Origin of the sequence: Pseudolysinimonas sp., from assembly GCF_051954455.1 — a bacterium.
Taxonomy (GTDB): Bacteria; Actinomycetota; Actinomycetes; order Actinomycetales; family Microbacteriaceae; genus Pseudolysinimonas.
In genome coordinates, this window is record NZ_JBQCHS010000018.1 from 23,831 (window position 1) to 43,337 (window position 19,507).

The following is a 19,507-nucleotide window of genomic DNA, read 5'->3' on the forward strand; positions in this document are numbered from 1 at the left end:
CCATGACGAAGATTGCCGTGCCGTGACCGCCGATTCCCGCCGTCTCTCGGTTCGCCTCGACTCGCTGGCCGCCAATGTGCGCCGCTATCGCGAGGCCGCACGCGGTCTCATCGCGTGCGTCGACCACGATGGTTTCGGCCACGGTCTCGTTCCTGTGGCCCGTGCCTGCCTCGAGGGCGGAGCGGATCTACTCGCCGTCGCGGACTTCGACGAGGCGCTTCGGCTGCGGGACGCCGGCATCGCGGCGCCCCTTCTAGCACTCCGACCCACCGGCGCGGTCGCTGACGGCCTCGGCGTGCAGGCAGCGGTCGCCACGCAGCGGGAGGCGGACGACGCGACGGCCCTCGGCGCATCCGGTGCACACGTCGTGATCGACTGCGGCGGCGCGCCGCGAGGCATCCGGCCGGATGATCGCGGCGCCTTCGAGGCGATCGCCGGCGCAGTTCCTCCGGTTGCTCTCATGGGCGTCGCGGATGCCCGCACCCGGCACGCCGCCGCATCCGCCGCCCTCCACGAAGCGGCTGCGCTCGCACCCGAGCTGTCGAGACACCTGCACGGCACGGCCGGCGTGCTCGCCGGGTACGGCGCCGACGACGCGTATGTGCGGGTCGGGCGCGGTCTGTACGGCATCCCGCTGCCCGACGGCACGTCGACGGGGGCGCCCGTGGCACGACTGACCGGCCAGGTCGTGACGGTGAAACGCATTCTGGCGGGGGAGGGCGTCTCGTACGGCTACATCTACCGAGCGCCGGAGGATGGCACCATCGCGCTCGTCACCTGCGGTTACGCCGACGGTGTGCCCAGGAGCATCGGCAACCGCGCGACCGTGCTCGTCGACGGATGCCCCGCCCGGGTGATCGGACGCGTCGCGATGGACGTGGTCGTCATCGACGTCGGCGATGCCGTCGTGCATGCCGGAGACGAGGTGGTCTTCCTCGGCGATCCGGCCGCCGGAGAACCGACTGTGTCGGAGTGGGCGTCGATCACCGGGTTCGATCCGGTGGAGATCGCAGCGGCGATGGGTCCCCGAGTGGTGCGGAGCTATACACGATGAGCACGACACAGCGATCCGACGCGAACGCGCCGCTGACTCACGCCAGGGTCGATCTCGCCCGGTTCGACGCCAACCTGCGCACTGTGCGCTCCCGGGTCGCCCCCGCAGAGACCATGTTCGTGGTCAAGAACGACGCGTACGGGCACGGCGCGGACGTGCTCGTGCCCAGGGCGATCGAGCACGGCATCCGCTGGGTCGGCGCGCTCGACGTGGAGACGGCGCTGCGTGTCCGATCCGTCGTGGGCGAAGGGCCACGGGTGTTCGCGTGGCTGCTCAGCTCGCGCGATGATCTGGCAGCCGCGCACGACGCCGGGATCGACCTCGGCGTCGGCGATCGCGGCGTGCTCGAGGCAGCAGCATCCGCGGGTACTGCCCGGCCGATTCGGGTGCATCTCAAGATCGACACGGGCCTCAACCGGAACGGCGTGCGCGTCGAGGACTGGCGCCCGTTCGTCGCCAGGGCAGCCCAGCTGCAGGCGGAGGGGCGGATCTCGGTCGACGGAGTGTGGAGCCACATCTCGGAGGCGTCGGACGAGGACGACGATCGGGCACGCGTGCGCTTCGACTCGGCGCTCTCCTCGGCGGAGGCTGTCGGACTGGCGCCCGAGTACCGGCATCTGGCCGCCAGCGCGGCCTCCTTCCTGCGCGCCGAATTCCGGTACGACCTGGTGCGTGTCGGCGCCTTCGTCTATGGCATCTCACCGGCAGGCGGTCCGCACGAGCCCGAGCTCGGCATCAGTCCGGTCATGTCGTTGCGCACCCATGTCGTCGATGTGCGCGACGGCGAGGCCGTCCTTCCGCTGGGTGCCTGGCACGGTGTGCCGTCCAGTGTCGTCGGTCGGAGCACGGAAGCGAGCGCGGTCGGCGTCGGGATCCGGGGGCACAGGCATCCCGTGCTCCGCGTCGGCCGGGACTGGATGTCGGTGCACGCGGGCGACGCCGGCGTGGGGGATGAGGCGGTTCTCTTCGGTCCGGGCGACGACGGCGAGCCGACGGCGACCGAGTGGGCCGAGTCGATCGACACCATCGGCGAGGAGATCGTGCTCAAGGTGGACCGGCGCATCCCGCGCACCTATTGCGGGTGAACGACGAAGGAGGCGCCCCCTCGCCGGAGCGAAGGGACGCCTCCCGATGTCAGTGTGTCGTCAGGCCCGCTGGTCCTCGAAGAGACGGGATGTCTCGTCGTGCCAGTTGGTCGCGATGCTGGAGAGCTTCTCGTGGTGCTTCTTGGCGTGGTGGGCGCAGAACAGCAGCTCGCTGCCGTTCACGGTCACCCGCACGTACGCCTGCGCACCGCACGCGTCGCAGCGGTCGGCTGCGGTCAGCGCGGGGCCCGTGGGGAGCTCGTCGGCACCGGGGGTGGCGACATGGCCTGCGTAGTTCGACATGCTGAGCTCCTTTCTGGAAAACCCGAACGTTCTGCGATTGGTTGTTTCCATACAAGCACGTCGACACCGTGAGCATGCTCCATCCGGGCCCATTTCGCTCTGCGCGTAGGCGGTGGACAACGCACCTGGCGCAGCTGGGTGTCGGTCGCCGGTGAGCGCGGGGGCGGTCGATATCCTGAACGATGGCCTGGCTCCTTTCCCGTGGTTCCCGGCCATGACACGACATCTGGAGACCCCGTGGCGACGAACGACTACTCCGCCAGACACCTCTCGGTGCTCGAAGGCCTGGAGGCCGTACGCAAACGCCCCGGCATGTACATCGGTTCGACGGATGCCCGCGGCCTCATGCACTGCCTCTGGGAGATCATCGACAACTCGGTCGACGAGGCCCTCGCCGGATACGGTTCCGACATCGAGGTGATCCTCCATCCAGACGAGAGCGTCGAAGTGCGCGACAAGGCACGCGGCATCCCGGTGGACATCGAGCCGAAGACAGGCCTCTCCGGCGTCGAGGTCGTGTTCACCAAGCTGCACGCCGGAGGCAAGTTCGGCTCCGGGTCCTACTCGTCGTCAGGCGGCCTGCACGGCGTCGGTGCGTCCGTGGTCAACGCGCTGTCCGAGCGCCTCGACGTCGAGGTGGATCGCGACGGAAAGACCTGGGCCATGTCGTTCCACCGCGTCGAGCCTGGCGTGTTCGCCGATTCCGGCGACCCGAGCCCCAACTCGCCATTCACACCGTTCGAGTCGCGCAGCGAGCTGCGTGTCGTCGGCAAGGTGGCGAAGGGCGTCGCGGGCACACGCATCCGCTACTGGGCCGACCGGCAGATCTTCGGCAAGAACGTCGAGTTCAGCGTCGACGACCTGGTGGGGAGAGCACGCCAGACGGCGTTCCTGGTCCCCGGCCTGACGATCGGCATCACGGATGCCCGCACCGAGGCACCCGAGCGCACGGACTTCACGTACGAGGGCGGCATCAGCGAGTTCGCGGACTACCTCGCGCCCGACACCGCGATCACCGACACCTGGCGTCTCGCCGGCTCGGGGACGTTCACCGAGACCGTCCCCGTGCTGAACGAGCACGGAGCGATGCTGCCGACGGAGGTGCAGCGCGAGTGCGAGGTCGACGTCGCCCTCCGCTGGGGCACCGGGTATGACACCGTGTTCCGCACGTTCGTCAACATCATCGCGACGCCGAAGGGCGGAAGCCACCAGGCCGGATTCGATCAGGGTCTGATGAAGTTCTTCCGGCAGCAGGTCGAGCAGAACGCGCGCCGTCTGAAGGTGACGGCGACGGAGAAACTGGAGAAGGACGACATCCTCGCCGGCCTCACCGGAGTGCTCACTGTGCGACTCCCGGAGCCGCAGTTCGAGGGCCAGACCAAGGAGGTGCTGGGCACGCCTGCGGTACGCGCCATCGTGGCGAAGGTGGTGAGCGACGGGCTCGCTGCCCGCTTCGCGTCGCCCAAGCGCGATGACAAAGCGCAGTCCGCCCAGCTGCTCGACAAGGTCGTCTCCGAGATGAAGTCGCGCATCTCCGCCAGGGCGCACAAGGAGACGCAGCGACGCAAGAACGCCCTCGAGACGTCCTCCCTGCCGGCCAAGCTCGTGGACTGCCGCTCGACCGACGTGGCGCACAGCGAACTGTTCATCGTCGAGGGCGACTCGGCGCTCGGAACGGCACGCCGGGCACGGGACAGCGAGCACCAGGCGCTGTTGCCGATCCGGGGCAAGATCCTGAACGTGCAGAAGGCCTCGATCTCCGACATGCTCTCCAACCAGGAGTGCGCGTCGATCATCCAGGTGATCGGAGCGGGATCCGGCCGCACCTTCGACCTCGACGCCGCACGCTACGGCAAGGTCATCATCATGAGCGACGCGGATGTCGACGGTGCGCACATCCGCACCCTGCTGCTCACCTTGTTCTTCCGCTACATGCGGCCGATGATCGAGGCCGGCCGGGTGTTCGCCGCAGTTCCGCCGCTGCACCGCGTCATCGTGATGAACCCGGGTTCGAAGCCGAACGAGACCGTCTACACGTACTCGGACCAGGAGCTGCACGCCGTGCTCGCCGGCCTCAAGAAGGCGGGAAAGCGCTGGCAGGAGCCGCCGCAGCGTTACAAGGGCCTCGGCGAGATGGATGCCGACCAGCTCGCGACCACCACGATGGACCGCACGCACCGTCTGCTGCGTCGGGTACGGCTGGATGACGCGGAGCGGGCGGCCGAGGTGTTCGAGATGCTGATGGGCAATGACGTGGCGCCCCGCAAGGAGTTCATCATCTCCAGCAGCGACCAGCTGAGCCGGGAACGCATCGACGCGTAACGGCGCCGATCAGCCTACGGAGGCGCCGACCGCGCCGATCACCGCGTCGAGCGGTGCGCCGGACGCATCCCGCTTCGCACCCGCCTCTGGCAGGGCTCGCGGAGTCCCGTCGCCCGATACCGCCAGCGCGGGAGCCTCGCCGACCCACGCCACCGCGAGCTGATCCTCGCCCTTGAGGAAGCGCTGGGCGCGCACGCCGCCTGTCGCCCTGCCTTTCGAAGGGAACTCCGCGAAGGGCGAGACCTTGCCGGTTCCCGGATTGGTGCCGGCCAGCGTGCTGGCGCTCGTCGCGATCGTGACGACGACGGCGTCCTGTGCGGCCTGCTCAGGCACGACGTCGAACGAGATCGCGGTCGCGCCGCCGGCGAGCTTGATGCCGGCCATGCCGCCGGCGCCTCGCCCCTGCGGGCGAACGGAGGAGGCGGCGAACCGCAGCAGCTGGGCATCCGTGGTCACGAAGACGAGCTCGTCGGAGTCCGACGCCTCGCCCGCACCGACGACAGAGTCGCCCGGTTTGAGCGCGATCACCTCGAAGTCCGGCTTGTTGGCCCAGTCGCCGGGAATCAGACGCTTCACCACACCCTGTGCCGTGCCGAGCGTGAGTGGAACGGCGGAGTCCGCCGCGACCACGGCGAGGACGTGTTCGCCTCGGTCGGTCAGGCCGATGTAGTCGGATGCCCGCACGCCGGCCCCGAGCTGCACCGAGTTCGCCGGCACCCCGGGAAGGTCGACGGGGGAGAACCGCACGATGCGGCCACGGTTCGTGACGGCGCCGATCTCAGTACGGCTCGTCGTCGTGACGGACGACAGCACGGCGTCGTGCTTGCTGCGCCTGGAAGGGGGAGTGATGCGCGGTGCCGTTCCCTCGGCATCCTGCGGAAGATCGACACGCACGAGCCGCCCAGTGGCGGAGAGGAAGACGCGGCACGGCACGTCGGCGACCTCGAGCACTGCCTGCGCCTTCGTCCCGGCGGTCGCCCTTGAGGGAGCGGCGGAGGTGAGCATGGTGCGCCGCGGCGTGCCGAACCGGTCGGCCACATCGCCCAGCTCTCTGGAGACGACCTCCTTGATTCGGTCGTCGGACGCCAGGATCTCCTCCAGCTCGGCGATCTCGGTCAGCAGCGTGTCGCGCTCGGTCTCGAGCTCGATGCGCGAGAACTTCGTCAGTCGGCGCAGGCGCAGCTCGAGGATGTACTCGGACTGCACCTGGCTGAGGTCGAACACCTGCATGAGCCGGGTGCGAGCCTGGTCGCTGTCGTCGCTCGTGCGGATGACCTGGATGACCTCGTCGATGTCGAGGATCGCGATGAGCAGGCCCTCCACGAGGTGCAGCCGCTCGCGCTTGCGAGCCAGCCGGTATCGGGAGCGACGGGTCACCACCTCGATGCGGTGGTCGAGGTAGACCCGCAGCAGTTCACGGAGCCCGAGCGTGCGCGGGTTGCCGTCGACCAGAGCGACGTTGTTGATCGAGAAGCCGTCTTCCAACGGTGTGTAGCGATAGAGCTGCTCAAGCACCGCCTGCGGACTGAATCCGGTCTTGATGTCGATCACGAGGCGAAGTCCTCGACTGCGGTCGCTCAGGTCGGTGACGTCGGAGATGCCGGCGAGCTTCTTCGCGTTCACGCCGTCCTTGATCTTCTCGATCACCTTCTCGGGACCGACGAGGTATGGCAGCTCGGTGACGACGAGTCCCGTCTTGCGTGCCGTGATGGGCTCGACCGAGACCTTCGCCCGGGTGCGGAACGTGCCCCGACCGGTGGCGTAGGCATCCTTCACCCCGTCCAGACCGACGATGATGCCGCCGCCCGGCAGGTCGGGCCCCGGCACGAACTCCATCAGCTCGTCCAGCGACGCGTCCGGGTTGTCCAGCAGGTGGCGCGCCGCGCCGACGACCTCCACCAGGTTGTGCGGCGCCATGTTGGTCGCCATGCCGACGGCGATGCCGCTGGCTCCGTTGACCAGCAGATTCGGGATGGCCGACGGCAGCACGTCGGGCTGCATGAGCTGGTTGTCGTAGTTCGGGACGAAGTCGACCTCGTCCTCGTCGATGCCCTCTGTCATCGTGAGCGCGGCTGGTGCGAGCCGCACCTCCGTGTACCTGGCGGCGGCCGGCCCGTCGTCGAGGGATCCGAAGTTCCCGTGGCCGTCGATCAGCGGCAGCCGCTGCGTGAAGTCCTGCGCCATGCGCACGAGGGCGTCGTAGATCGCAGCATCTCCGTGCGGGTGCAGCTTGCCCATCACCTCGCCGGTTACGCGGGCGGACTTCACGTGAGCGCGCTCGGGCCGAAGCCCCATCTCGCTCATCTGGTACAGGATGCGGCGCTGCACCGGCTTCAGACCGTCGCGGGCATCCGGGAGCGCCCTGGAGTAGATCACCGAGTACGCGTACTCCAGATACGAGCTCTGCATCTCGCTGGAGACGTCGATGTCTTCGATGCGCTCAGGGGTGGTGCTCTCCGCCGCGGCGGTTCGAGGTGATCTGCGGTTGTCTGCTGGGCTCATTCGTGCAATCTCTGCGGGCGGAAACCGGGTACTCACACGCCTCCGGCGGGGAGGATCCCAGTCCGCGCGGGTCTGCCAGACTGGCCGGGTGGGCTCAATGCTACCGGCCGGATTCCCGTCATCGACGAGCCTTGCCGACGTTCTGACCAGTTGCCTGTCCAGCATCTCGGGAGCGCGTCCGAGCATCCCGATTCCGCAGGTCGCCAGGGCCGTCGTCGTGCTCGTCGATGGGCTGGGAGCCCAGTCCCTGCGGGCTCGTTCGGGGCACGCCCGCTTCCTCGGTCCGCGGCTGAACCGGGCATCGACGCTCGACAGCGGCTCGCCGACGACGACAGCGGCGGCGATCGCCACGCTGTGCACGGGACGGATGCCCGGCGAGCACGGCATCGTCGGCTACCGCGGGTACGACCCAGCGACCGGTCGTGCGTTCAACCACCTCAGCGGATGGAACCGGACTCCCGCGCCCGAGAGCTGGCAGCGCTGCGAGACCGTGTTCGAAGCGTCGGCACGCCAAGGCATCCCCTCATACGCCGTCGGGCCCGAGCGCTACCGCTCCTCCTCGTACACCGCCGCCGTGCTCCGCGGTGCCGAGTACGTCGCCGCCGACAGCATGGAACGCCGCGTGGAGGTCGTGCGCGATCTCTTCGATCGCGGCGGCAAGCGCTTGGTGTACCTCTATGTTCCCGAACTGGACGTGGCTGCCCACGCCAGCGGCTGGGAGTCGGATGCCTGGCTCGTCGCCCTGGAGGAACTCGACTCGGCGATGGCGCGGCTCGCCCGGTCGCTGCGCGCCGGCGAGGGCGCGTTCGTCACGGCCGACCACGGAATCCTCGACGTGCCCCAGACATCGCACGTGCTCTACGACGCCGTTCCCCGCCTGACCGACGGAGTCCTACGGGTGGGCGGCGACCCGAGGCTGCTGCAGCTCTACCTCGGCCCGGATGCGCCGGAGTCCGAGGAGCAGGCGCTGGCCGCCGCCTGGCGGGAAGCGGAGGAGCATCGGGCCTGGATCGCCACCCGGTCGGAGGCGATCGACGCGGGATGGTTCGGCCCGATCGTTGACGCCGATGTCGCACCGCGCATCGGCAACGTTCTGGTCGCCGCACGGGGACGCATCGCCTACTACGACTCGACGCCGGAGGGCGCGAAAGGCCGCCGCATGGTGGGCCAGCACGGATCGTTCGCCCCGGAGGAGCGGAAGGTCCCCTTGATCCGGCTCGGCGCCTTCGAGTAGGCGTCTACGCCAGGTCGTCGTCGGTGCGCGCGCCGAAGACGATCTCGTCCCAGCTGGGCATCGACTTGCGTCCCCGCTTCGCGCCGCGCACCGGACCGGTTCCGGATCGATCGGATGCCTGCGGCAGGGGCGCGACCGGCGGCTCGGCGAGAGCGGGGACATCCGTCGAGTCGAACGTGTCCAGCGGGATGTCCACCGCCTGCGGCTGAGAGTCGCGCAGCCCGGCCGCTTCGCGCTCCCCGCGACGCTTGCGCAGTGCCTCGAGCAGGTCAGCCGTCTGGTGGACGTCTCTCGGCTCCTCGTCGTCCGCGCGCTTGATCGCCTGGATGGTGATGGCGTTGTTCACGTTCTGCGGCGTTCGAGTGGCGGACTGTTCTCTGCCCCCGGACTGCTCAGGCCGTGCTCCGGCAGCCGGCGCATCGTCGAAGGTGAAGGCGCCGCTGTCGAAACGGGACTCGTCCGGCACCGGCAGCACCGGCGAGACGGCCCGCAACCGAGGAATGAGGCCCGTCTGCAGCTCTCCCTGTTGCGAGAGGGTGTGCGCGTCGGCATTCGACGGAGCCAGGGCCATCTTGCGCGGCTCGAAGGTCCAGCGCGCATCGTGGTCGACGTCGTCGGCCACGAACGTGAGCTTGACGATCCAGCCGCCCTCCGGTTCCTTCCAGCTCGTCCAGCGCTCACCCGTCGCCCCGACCGAGGCGAGACGATCGCGGATGACGGCGCCGAACGTGTCGCCCTCGCTGAGCGGGTCGATGTCGGCGCCGGTGCGCACCGGGACGGCCAGGGCGGACGTCACGATGTGCTCCCGCTCTGCCACGATCGGGCCCTCGAAGCGCTCCACGTAGCCGATGGCCGCCCCGGTCAGCGACGCGACCTCTTCCGCCGACAGTCCGGAGCGGATGTGCGCCTGGATCTCCCGCGGCGAGACCTTGGGACCCGTCACGGGGTCGGGCTTGATCTGACGCAGCCGCGACTGCAGCATCTCGTCGATGGCGATGCGGAATCGCTCACCGCTGTCGTTCGCGGCGAGCAGAGCGCCGTTCTCGATCCCGATGACCTTCAAATCCTGCATGCGAAACGCCTCTTTCGACCTCGTTGCGTTCGAGGCAACCCTGCCATGGAATGGCGGCATTTCCGGGGAATAACCGGGGCGCGCCGCGAGTTGATCGGAGCGCACAACCGAAGGCCGAAAGAATCGGCAATGGCCCGTTTGCTATTCCAGGGCGCCTGATGCAAACTATGCCCGCCGATTTCTTCGGATCGCATGAACAAGAAGTGGATGGGAATGGCAACCGATTACGACGCGCCGCGGAAGACCGACGACGACTCCGAGTCGATCGAGGCCCTCAAAGAGCGGGTTCCCGACAAGATGTCCGGGGTGGTCGACGTCGACGATGCCGACAATCCAGGCGGTTTCGAGCTTCCCGGAGCAGACCTCTCCGACATCGATCTCGACGTCGTCGTCCTGCCCCCGCAGGCCGACGAGTTCACCTGCGTGAGCTGCTTCCTGGTGAAGCACCGCTCGCAGATCGATCACGAGACGAAGCTGGGGCCGATCTGCGTGGAGTGCGCGGCCTGAGACTTCATCAAGAATGAGGAGCCGGCGGCAGATTGTCGCCGGCTCTGTCGTTGAGCGCCCGTGCGAGCTCGTTCGGGCGCCTGGTGGAGAGCAGCCAATAGGGCGCGGGGTCGTCCTCGTCGAGGATCGGGACGCGTACCACTCCGCTCACCCAGCCGCGGATGAGCAACCAGGCACGGGCGTCCAGCAGCCGCCCGCGCTGCATGGTCGCCTCGGTGCCCTCGAACGTCTCCGCCGCGCCGAGGTAGCGGCGCTCGATGTGCGCGCGCCCCGCCTTCAGCTCCCCGGTCGTCACCTCGATGGTCGGCGATCCGGCGATCAGGCCGGCCACGCATCCCGCGTAGAGCAGCACGGCGCAGACGATTCCGACGGTCATGTTGATCGGCGCGAACACGATGATGCTGGCGGGGATCACGAGCGCCGTCGCGACGAAAAGCCAGGGGGCGGCCCAGAGCCGCTCTCGGTACACGGTCATACGTCTATTCGACCAGAGTTCTGCACTACCCTCGACACGTGATCGAATCCGTCGACGTGCTGACAACGGCGCTGGAGCCCCCAAGGTACGCGCACCACGACGACGCAGGAGCCGATCTGTGCTCCACGGATGCCATCACGCTGAACCCCGGAGAACGGGCGACGGTGGGCACCGGGGTCGCGATCGCGCTACCGGACGGCTACGCCGCTTTCGTGGTTCCCCGCAGCGGTCTCGCCGCACGGCACGGCATCACGATCGTGAACGCACCCGGGACGGTGGATGCCGGCTACCGCGGCGAGATCCGCGTCACGCTGCTCAATACGGATGCCGACGCGGCCTACACGATCGCTCCCGGCGATCGCATCGCCCAGCTCGTGGTGATGCCGGTGACTCGTGCGACGTTCATCAGCGTTGACGAGCTGCCGGAGAGCGTGCGCGGGGCGAACGGATTCGGCTCCACCGGATACACCGCACTTCAGTCAGGAGAGAACGCGTGAGCGACACAGGCGACATCGCCCCAGAAGAGTGGGAGAAGTCGGCGCCCGAAGACCGCGAGATCGAGGGTCCGTTCGACGACAGCGAGGCCAACCCGGTTCGCCCGTACATCGACCTCGGCGGTGTCAAGGTTCTGCCGCGCGAGGGCCTGCAGCTGCGGCTGGAGGTCGAGGAGGAGACCGGAAGAGTGGTGGCCGTCGGCCTCGACTTCGCCGGTTCGACGCTGCAGGTGCAGCCGTTCGCCGCACCCAGGTCCAGCGGGCTGTGGCACGAGATCCGGGCGCAGATCGCCGACCAGATCCAGCACCAGGGCGGGCGCACCAGCGAGCGCGACGGCGTGTTCGGACCGGAGCTCGTGGCAGAGATCCCGGTCGCCCAGCCCGGCGTTCCGGGGGAGACGCGCATCGCGCGGTTCATCGGTGTCGACGGGCCGAGATGGTTCCTCCGTGGCGTGATCGCCGGCGATGCAGCGATCGACCCGACCGCAGCCGCCGACATCGAAGACCTGTTCCGCAGCGTGGTCGTCGTGCGCGGAAATCAGCCGATGCCGCCGCGCGATCTGATCCCCCTGCGGATGCCGGCAACGCCGACCGACGCGTGATCGTGGCCGAACGCGACGAGTCCGACGCCGAACGGGGCGAAGAGACCGCTGCTGCCGGTCTCGGCAAGGCGATCGCCCAGGCGGCGAGCGGCGGGGGGATCGGTGCCATCGCCGGAGGGGACGCTCCGACCGGGCGCGCCCTATTCGATGCGATGGGCGGAGCGCGAGGGCTGTGCGAGACCATCCTTCCCGGGCTCCTGTTCCTGGTGCCGTTCACGGTGCTCACGAGCGTCCACGAGCCGTGGGCCCAGCAGCTGGCCATGCCCGTCTCCCTCGGCGCATCCGTGCTCGTCGCCGTCGTCTTCACCCTGATCCGCATCTTCACGAAGACCCAGGTGACGCAGGCGGTCGCCGGGCTGATCGGGGTGGCCGCGTCCGCCATCCTCGCGCTGATCACGGGCAACGCCGCGAACAACTTCCTGCTCGGCTTCTTCATCGACGCCGGATACGGGGCGGCGATGCTCGTCTCCATGCTCGTGGGATGGCCGCTGCTCGGGCTCGTCATCGGCTACCTCATGGGCGACGGCGTCGCCTGGCGGGCGAGCGCGAGCAAGCGCCGCGTCATGCAGGTTCTCACCGCGTGCTGGCTCGCCCTCTTCGCCGCACGCCTCGCCGTGCAGCTGCCGCTCTACTTCGCCGGTCTGACGGTCGCCCTCGGGTTCACCAAGCTGCTCATGGGCGTTCCGCTGTACGCGACGCTGGTGCTCGTGTCCTGGCTCGTTGCACGTGCCGTCTACCCGCCGAAGTCGGCGCAGGAATCCGACGAGTGAGCCATCAGGCGCGAGCCGTTCGGGGCCCGATGGGCCCCGCATCCGCGTTCGAGCGGGTGTTAGAGTTATCTCGACATCAAGATAAATTTCTGCCGACGAAGGAGAGGGCAGCGTGACAGCCGACAGCGTTTCCGCACCGAACAGCTTTGGAGCACGAGACACCATCACGGTGGATTCGACGGACTACGAGATCTTCAAGATCGAGGCCGTTCCCGGCTACGAGAAGCTCCCGTTCAGCCTCAAGGTCCTTCTGGAGAACCTGCTGCGCACAGAGGACGGCGCGAACGTCACGAAGGCGCAGATCGAGGCCCTCGGTGCCTGGCAGCCGACCGCCGAGCCGGACACCGAGATCCAATTCACCCCGGCGCGCGTCGTCATGCAGGACTTCACCGGCGTCCCCTGCATCGTCGACCTCGCGACCATGCGCGAGGCGGTCGGCGCCCTGGGCGGCGACCCGAAGAAGATCAACCCGCTCGCCCCCGCCGAGCTCGTCATCGACCACTCCGTCATCGCCGACCTGTTCGGCACCGAGAACGCCCTCGAACGCAACGTCGAGATCGAGTACGAGCGCAACGGCGAGCGCTACCAGTTCCTCCGCTGGGGCCAGACCGCGTTCCAGGACTTCAAGGTCGTGCCGCCCGGCACCGGCATCGTCCACCAGGTCAACATCGAGTACCTGGCCCGCGTCACGTTCACGCGTGATGTCGACGGCGAGCTCACGGCCTATCCCGACACGCTCGTCGGCACCGACTCGCACACCACGATGGTCAACGGGCTCGGCGTCCTCGGCTGGGGCGTCGGCGGCATCGAGGCGGAGGCGGCCATGCTCGGCCAGCCGGTCTCGATGCTCATCCCCAAGGTCGTCGGCTTCAAGCTCTCGGGCGCGATCCCGACCGGCGTGACCGCGACGGACGTCGTCCTCACCATCACCCAGATGCTGCGCAAGCACGGCGTGGTCGGCAAGTTCGTCGAGTTCTACGGCGAGGGCGTCGCCGAGGTCCCGCTCGCCAACCGCGCCACCATCGGCAACATGAGCCCGGAGTTCGGCTCCACCGCCGCGATGTTCCCCATCGACCAGGTCACGCTCGACTACCTGCGCCAGACCGGTCGCAGCGAGGAGCAGATCGCGCTCGTCGAGGCGTACTCGAAGGCGCAGGGGCTCTGGCACGACGCCGCGAACGAGGCGAGCTACTCGGAGTACCTCGAGCTCGACCTCTCCACGGTCGTCCCGTCGATCGCCGGCCCGAAGCGCCCGCAGGACCGCGTCGAGCTCTCCGCCGCGAAGTCGCAGTTCGAGAAGGACCTCGTCGACTACGCCGACTCCGACCTCTCCGCCGTCGACGCGGCGATCGAGGGCACCTTCCCGGCCTCCGACCCGGTCGGGTTCACCGCCCAGGACGAGGACTCGGCTCACGCGCACTCCCACCACCACGTGAGCGCGGCGCCGAAGGCGGCGTCCAAGCCGACGCCCGTGACGCTGAAGGACGGCACCGAGTACACGCTCGACCACGGCGCCGTCGCGGTCGCCGCGATCACGAGCTGCACCAACACCTCCAACCCGAGCGTCATGCTCGCAGCCGGGCTGCTCGCGCGCAACGCGAACCGCAAGGGACTGACGTCGAAGCCCTGGGTCAAGACCACCCTGGCGCCGGGATCCAAGGTCGTCACCGACTACTACCAGAAGGCCGGTCTCACCGAGGAGCTCGAGAAGCTCGGCTTCTACACCGTCGGCTACGGCTGCACGGTCTGCATCGGCAACACCGGTCCGCTCATCGACGAGGTGTCGGCGGCGGTCAATGACAACGACCTCGCGGTGACCGCGGTGCTCTCGGGCAACCGCAACTTCGAGGGCCGGATCAGCCCCGACGTGAAGATGAACTACCTCGCGTCGCCGCCGCTCGTCATCGCCTACGCCCTCGCCGGATCGATGAACTTCGACTTCGAGAACGACCCGCTCGGCCAGGACTCGGACGGCAACGACGTCTACCTGAAGGACATCTGGCCGGATGCGGACGAGGTCCAGAAGACCATCGACTCGTCGATCTCCACCGAGATGTTCACGAAGGAGTACGGCGCGGTCTTCGACGGCGACGAGCGCTGGCGCTCGCTCCCGACCCCGGACAGCGAGGTCTTCGAGTGGGACGCGCAGTCGACCTACGTGCGCAAGCCCCCGTACTTCGAGGGCATGACGCTCGAGACGACCCCCGTCTCCGACATCGCGGGCGCGCGCGTGCTCGCCAAGCTGGGCGACTCCGTCACGACCGACCACATCTCGCCGGCCGGCTCGATCAAGGCCGACAGCCCGGCGGGGAAGTACCTGCAGGAGCACGGCGTCGACCGCAAGGACTTCAACTCCTACGGCTCGCGCCGCGGCAACCACGAGGTGATGATCCGCGGCACGTTCGCGAACATCCGGCTGAAGAACCAGCTGTTGAACGGCGTCGAGGGCGGCTACACCCGCGACTTCACCCAGGCCGACGGCCCGCAGGCGTTCATCTACGACGCCTCGATGAACTACCAGGCGGCCGGCACCCCGCTCGTGATCTTCGCGGGCAAGGAGTACGGCTCGGGCTCGAGCCGCGACTGGGCGGCGAAGGGCACCAACCTGCTCGGGGTGAAGGCGGTCATCGCGGAGAGCTTCGAGCGCATCCACCGCTCGAACCTCATCGGGATGGGCGTCGTCCCGCTGCAGTTCCCGGCCGGGACGACCGCGAACGACCTGGGCCTCGACGGCACCGAGGTCGTGTCGATCTCGGGCATCGAGGAGCTGAACACCGGCACGACGCCGAAGACGGTCCACGTCACCGCGAAGCCGAGCGAGCACTCGCCGGCCGGCAAGGAGACCGTGGAGTTCGACGCGGTGGTCCGGATCGACACCCCCGGTGAGGCCGACTACTACCGCAACGGCGGCATCCTGCAGTACGTGCTCCGCAGCCTGGTCTGATCCCCGTGTCGGCGGGCGGCGCTCCGGCGCCCGCCCGCCGACCGGTCAGGCGCGGCAGTCGTAGAGCGTCTGGTGCTCGAGCGAGTCGGCGCGGAAGCGGCCGCGGAGCACCGGGCGGCAGGCCGAGCGGACCCAGTCGCGGTCCCGCTGCACCACCGGGTTCGGCGGCAGCGACGCCGACGCGTCGATGAGCAGCACGTACCGGATCTCGTGCCGGTCGAGGAGCGCGCGCAGATCGGAGAGGCTCGGGGTCGGCGCCTGGTGCGAGAAGCCGCCCATCGGGATCGCGTCGTCGTGCGTCTCGAGGATGATGCTGACCGCGATCGGCATCGAGTCGGTCGCGAACAGCTCGCGTCCCGTGCCGTCGTGGCCTCGCACGTAGGCGACGAGCCGACGCTGCTCCGGCGTCAGCCGCGGGTCCGGCGGCACCGTGAACGGCGGCCGGATCGCGAGATGCAGCCGGGTCGAGGACGCGGGAGCCGGGATCGTCCGGGCCTCGACGTGCCTGCCCGTCCCCGGCTCGACGATCCGGGGGCCGGCGTAGGCGTCGCTCGCGCTCCCGCCGCCGCCCGGCAGCAGGGTCGCCGACGACCAGACGACGGGCGCAAGGCCCACCGCCACGGCGCACAGCCCGGCGACGGCGACCGTGCGCCACTCCCGACCCCGGGGCGCGGACATCGCGAGCAGCACCGCGGCGGCCGCGCCGGCGACCCCGACGGCGACCGCCAGTCCGCGGAGGGGGACGGGACCGCCGAGAATGACGACGACCGCCCACACCGTCTGCAGGAGGACGACACCGGCGACCGCGAGCCGCCCCCGGCGGCCGGACCGCCGCGCGATCCTCGCTCCGAGGAGTCCCGCGAACCCCGCGAGCAGGACGAGGGGCACGGCGATCGGCGCGAAGTAGGTGGCGTGCGGCACCGCGGCGACGGTCAGGATGAGTGCCGTCACCGCGACCCAGAGAAGCAGCGCGGCGGTCATGCCGCGCTGCTCCGCGGTCGCCGGGGCGGCCTCCGTGACGACGGCCGGGAGCCGGCGCCGCGCGGATGGGACGGCGAGCAGGACCAGCAGGACGGCCCCCGCGAGGGCGAGCGGGTACAGCCAGCCGATCTGGGTCGCCAGCTGCGGCAGCAGCAGCTTCAGCGGGCTGTGCGCGGCGTCCTCCAGCCGCGTCTGCAACTGGACCCCGTGCCCGCCCAGCTGCGGCACGCTGCCGGGGACGAGGCCGGGCACGATCCGGTCGGCACCGTTGTAGCCGAAGACCATCGAGAGGAGCGACCCGTCGGTGGTGCCGTCGGCGTAGGGGCGCTGCCCCGCGGGGAGCAGCGAGATCGCCACCACCCAGGAGAGCGAGAGGCCGACGGTGAGCGCTCCGGTCGCGAGCGCGACGATCGTCCGTCTCCCGCGCGACCCGGGGAGCGCCAGGAGTGCGAGGGCCAGGACCGCCGGCACGACGAACCAGGCCTGCAGCATCTTGGCCTGGAACCCGATCGCGACCCAGAGCGCAGCGACCGCGAACCAGCGAACGTGCCCCGTGATCGCGCCGCGCTGCGCCGCCAGCACCGCCAGGACGCTCGCCATCGTGAGCAGGCCGTCCTCCATGGGGCGGCCGAACATCGCGGCCAGCATGGGCGTGAAGGCCGTGCCGAGCGCGGCCGCGACCGCCAGGGCGGGCCCTCGCCAGCGCATCCCGAGGGCGTAGGCCGCGACGATGGTGACGGCGCCCTCGACGGCCTGGGGAAGGGACAGCGCCCAGGCGTGGACGCCGAACAGGCGGATCGCGAGCGCCTGGGGCACGAGGAATCCGGACAATTTGTCGAGGGTGGTGGTCCCCGCGCGGTCGAGCGCGCCGACGAAGAGGTCGTGCGGCGAACCGGCCATGCTCACGGCGGAGGCGGCGTAGTAGGTCGACAGACCGCTCTCGCCGATGTTCCAGGTGAAGAACAGGACGCCGAGGACGACGGCGGCGACGAGGCCCATCCGGGCGCCGAGCGGCCGCCCGCGCCAGAGCGCCAGGCGCGAGCGGAGGTCGGGGCTGCTCACGCCCCGAGTCGAGCCGATCAGCCGCAAGACCGCTCTGAGAATCGCCCCATCGCGTCGCGCGCCCGCGCCGCGCGGGCGCCGCGGCTTAGAGTCGAGGCATGTCGTTGCTCGACGGGATCCAGCATCCCCGTGATCTCGACCGCCTGTCTCCCGAGCAGCTCGAGGAGCTCGCCGGGGAGATCCGTCGCTTCCTGGTCGCCGAGGTCTCCAAGACCGGCGGCCACCTCGGCCCGAACCTCGGCGTCGTCGAGCTGACGCTCGCCATCCACCGCGTGTTCGACTCGCCGCGCGACGCGATCGTGTTCGACACCGGCCACCAGAGCTACGTGCACAAGCTGGTCACCGGCCGGCACGACTTCAGCCGGCTGCGGATGTCGGGGGGACTCGCCGGCTACCCGCAGCGCGCCGAGTCGGTGCACGACATCGTCGAGTCGTCGCACGCCTCGAGCTCGCTCAGCTGGGCGGACGGCATCTCCCGCGCCTTCGCGATGACGGGCCAGAGGGACCGCCACGTGGTCGCCGTCGTGGGCGACGGCGCGCTGACCGGCGGGATGACGTGGGAGGCCCTCAACAACATCACCGACGACAACTCGCGTCGCCTGGTGATCGTCGTCAACGACAACGGCCGGTCCTACGCGCCGACCATCGGCGGGATGGCGCGGTTCCTCAACTCGGTGCGCACCCGCCCCGCCTATCGCGACCTCTACCGCACGAGCGAGAAGGTGTTCGCGAAGTTCGGGCCGGTCGGGCGCGCGGTCTACCGCGGCGTCCGCGGCGGCGCCCACGGCTTCCTCTCGCGGTTCACCAACAACGAGGCGCTCTACTCGAACCTCGACATCAAGTACATCGGGCCGGTGCACGGGCACGACCTGGGGGCTCTCCAGCTCGCCCTCCAGCAGGCGAAGGACTACGGCGCCCCGGTGCTCGTGCACGTCATCACCGAGAAGGGGCACGGCTACGAGCCCGCGGTGGCCGACGTCGCCGACCAGGTCCACGCGGTCGGCCAGATCGACCCGGAGACCGGGGAGCCGATCGAGCACGCGAGCCGCCCCTCGTGGACGAGCGTGTTCGCGGACGAGATCGTCGAGCTGGCCGACCGCGACCCGCGGATCGTCGGCATCACGGCCGCGATGCTGCGGCCGACCGGCCTCCACCGCTTCGCCGAGAAGCACCCCGGACGCGTCTTCGACGTCGGCATCGCCGAGCAGCACGCCGTGACGAGCGCCGCAGGGCTGGCGTTCGGCGGGCTCCATCCCGTCGTCGCGCTCTACGCGACCTTCGTGAACCGCGCCTTCGACCAGATCCTCATGGACGTCGCCCTGCACCGCGCGGGCGTCACGTTCGTGCTCGACCGTGCCGGTGTGACCGGGCCGGATGGCGCGAGCCACCACGGCATGTGGGACCTCGCGATCCTCCAGGCGGTGCCGAACGTGCGGATCGCCGCGCCCCGCGACGCGTCGCGGCTGCGCGAGGAGCTCGGGGAGGCCGTCGCGGTCCAGGACGCGCCCACGGTCCTGCGGTACTCGAAGGGCACTGTCGGCAACGAGTTCGACGCGGTGCGCCGCGACGCCTCGGGCGTCGACGTTCTGCGGGAGGCGCCGCACCGCGACGTGCTCATCGTCACCGTCGGCCCCATGGCCGAGATCGGCATGAAGGTCGCCGAGCGGCTCGCCGCGCAGGGGATCGGCGCCACGGTCGTCGACCCGCGCTGGGTCGCGCCCGTGCCCGCCGGGATCGTGGAGCTCGCGGCGCAGCACCGGCTCGTCGTCTCGATCGAGGACGGCATCCGGGTCGGCGGGATCGGCACCCGGATCCGCCAGGACCTGCGCGCCGCGGGCGTCGACACGGCGGTCGACGAGCTCGGGCTGCCGGACCAGTTCCTGCCGCACGGGTCGCGCGACGAGATCCTCGCGGGCGTCGGGCTCACCGATCAGCAGATCGCGCGCGACATCGTCGCCCAGGTGCTCGGCCAGCGGCTGCCGATCGCGCGGCCGCTCCCCGAGGAGCAGACCACCGAGCCGGTCGACCGGCGGCTCTGACGTCGCACGTCGACGCGCGGCGGCGGGAAGAGTCGCGCGTTCCTCCGGATTTCACTCAGGG

The 19,507-nt window shown here is 69.7% G+C and carries 15 protein-coding genes; 10 read left to right on the forward strand and 5 right to left on the reverse strand.

Annotated features, from left to right (window positions below):
• Nucleotides 1-22 precede the first annotated feature (22 nt).
• Both ACTHM3_RS08390 and ACTHM3_RS08395 read left to right on the forward strand, forming a co-directional pair.
• Nucleotides 23-1,054, forward strand: coding sequence for an alanine racemase (locus tag ACTHM3_RS08390; RefSeq protein WP_440405649.1), 1,032 nt, complete (start codon nt 23-25; stop codon nt 1,052-1,054).
• Complete coding sequence (locus ACTHM3_RS08395) at nt 973-2,139, forward strand: alanine racemase (RefSeq protein WP_440405650.1); 1,167 nt, start codon at nt 973-975, stop codon at nt 2,137-2,139. Before ACTHM3_RS08390 ends, ACTHM3_RS08395 begins: the two co-directional genes overlap by 82 nt.
• Nucleotides 2,140-2,199: 60 nt before the next feature.
• Here ACTHM3_RS08395 and ACTHM3_RS08400 read toward each other — a convergent pair whose 3' ends face one another.
• A complete protein-coding gene (locus tag ACTHM3_RS08400; protein WP_440293372.1) occupies nt 2,200-2,442 on the reverse strand; it encodes a DUF7455 domain-containing protein in 243 nt (80 codons plus the stop codon).
• A gap of 237 nt (nt 2,443-2,679) precedes the next feature.
• On the opposite strand from ACTHM3_RS08400, the gene ACTHM3_RS08405 reads away from it, so the two are divergent.
• On the forward strand, nt 2,680-4,764 hold the full coding sequence (locus ACTHM3_RS08405; protein WP_440405651.1) for a DNA gyrase/topoisomerase IV subunit B: 2,085 nt from the start codon (nt 2,680-2,682) through the stop codon (nt 4,762-4,764).
• 9 nt (nt 4,765-4,773) lie between these two features.
• Here ACTHM3_RS08405 and ACTHM3_RS08410 read toward each other — a convergent pair whose 3' ends face one another.
• Entirely contained in the window at nt 4,774-7,266 is a 2,493-nt protein-coding gene (locus ACTHM3_RS08410) for a DNA gyrase/topoisomerase IV subunit A (protein ID WP_440405652.1), read from the reverse strand.
• Nucleotides 7,267-7,363: 97 nt separating this feature from the next.
• On the opposite strand from ACTHM3_RS08410, the gene ACTHM3_RS08415 reads away from it, so the two are divergent.
• Nucleotides 7,364-8,500, forward strand: a complete 1,137-nt coding sequence (locus ACTHM3_RS08415) for an alkaline phosphatase family protein (RefSeq protein WP_440405747.1) — start codon at nt 7,364-7,366, stop codon at nt 8,498-8,500.
• 4 nt (nt 8,501-8,504) lie between these two features.
• Here the strand turns inward: ACTHM3_RS08415 and sepH are convergent, their stop codons facing one another.
• Nucleotides 8,505-9,677 carry a septation protein SepH gene (gene sepH / locus ACTHM3_RS08420; protein WP_440405653.1) on the reverse strand — a complete coding sequence of 391 codons (1,173 nt, stop codon included), beginning with the start codon at nt 9,675-9,677 and terminating at the stop codon, nt 8,505-8,507.
• A 108-nt stretch (nt 9,678-9,785) separates the two neighbouring features.
• Between sepH and ACTHM3_RS08425 the strand changes: the two genes are divergently transcribed.
• Nucleotides 9,786-10,079, forward strand: coding sequence for a DUF4193 domain-containing protein (locus ACTHM3_RS08425; protein WP_146322659.1), 294 nt, complete (start codon nt 9,786-9,788; stop codon nt 10,077-10,079).
• Nucleotides 10,080-10,086: 7 nt separating this feature from the next.
• Here the strand turns inward: ACTHM3_RS08425 and ACTHM3_RS08430 are convergent, their stop codons facing one another.
• Complete coding sequence (locus ACTHM3_RS08430) at nt 10,087-10,554, reverse strand: DUF3093 domain-containing protein (protein WP_440293368.1); 468 nt, start codon at nt 10,552-10,554, stop codon at nt 10,087-10,089.
• A 38-nt stretch (nt 10,555-10,592) separates the two neighbouring features.
• On the opposite strand from ACTHM3_RS08430, the gene dut reads away from it, so the two are divergent.
• From dut to acnA, 4 genes are all read left to right on the forward strand, one after another.
• Nucleotides 10,593-11,051 (forward strand): dUTP diphosphatase, encoded by a 459-nt coding sequence (gene dut, locus ACTHM3_RS08435; RefSeq protein WP_440298856.1) that lies wholly within the window; start codon nt 10,593-10,595, stop codon nt 11,049-11,051.
• Nucleotides 11,048-11,650, forward strand: a complete 603-nt coding sequence (locus ACTHM3_RS08440) for a DUF3710 domain-containing protein (RefSeq protein ID WP_440293366.1) — start codon at nt 11,048-11,050, stop codon at nt 11,648-11,650. Before dut ends, ACTHM3_RS08440 begins: the two co-directional genes overlap by 4 nt.
• A 2-nt stretch (nt 11,651-11,652) precedes the next feature.
• Complete coding sequence (locus ACTHM3_RS08445; protein ID WP_440405654.1) at nt 11,653-12,420, forward strand: DUF3159 domain-containing protein; 768 nt, start codon at nt 11,653-11,655, stop codon at nt 12,418-12,420.
• Between the two features lie 112 nt (nt 12,421-12,532).
• Entirely contained in the window at nt 12,533-15,364 is a 2,832-nt protein-coding gene (gene acnA, locus ACTHM3_RS08450) for an aconitate hydratase AcnA (RefSeq protein ID WP_440405655.1), read from the forward strand.
• Between the two features lie 45 nt (nt 15,365-15,409).
• Here the strand turns inward: acnA and ACTHM3_RS08455 are convergent, their stop codons facing one another.
• Nucleotides 15,410-17,407 carry an ArnT family glycosyltransferase gene (locus tag ACTHM3_RS08455; protein WP_440405656.1) on the reverse strand — a complete coding sequence of 666 codons (1,998 nt, stop codon included), beginning with the start codon at nt 17,405-17,407 and terminating at the stop codon, nt 15,410-15,412.
• A 98-nt stretch (nt 17,408-17,505) separates the two neighbouring features.
• Here ACTHM3_RS08455 and dxs point away from each other — a divergent pair, with 98 nt between their 5' ends.
• Nucleotides 17,506-19,446 (forward strand): 1-deoxy-D-xylulose-5-phosphate synthase, encoded by a 1,941-nt coding sequence (gene dxs / locus ACTHM3_RS08460; RefSeq protein ID WP_440405657.1) that lies wholly within the window; start codon nt 17,506-17,508, stop codon nt 19,444-19,446.
• Nucleotides 19,447-19,507: the final 61 nt, after the last annotated feature.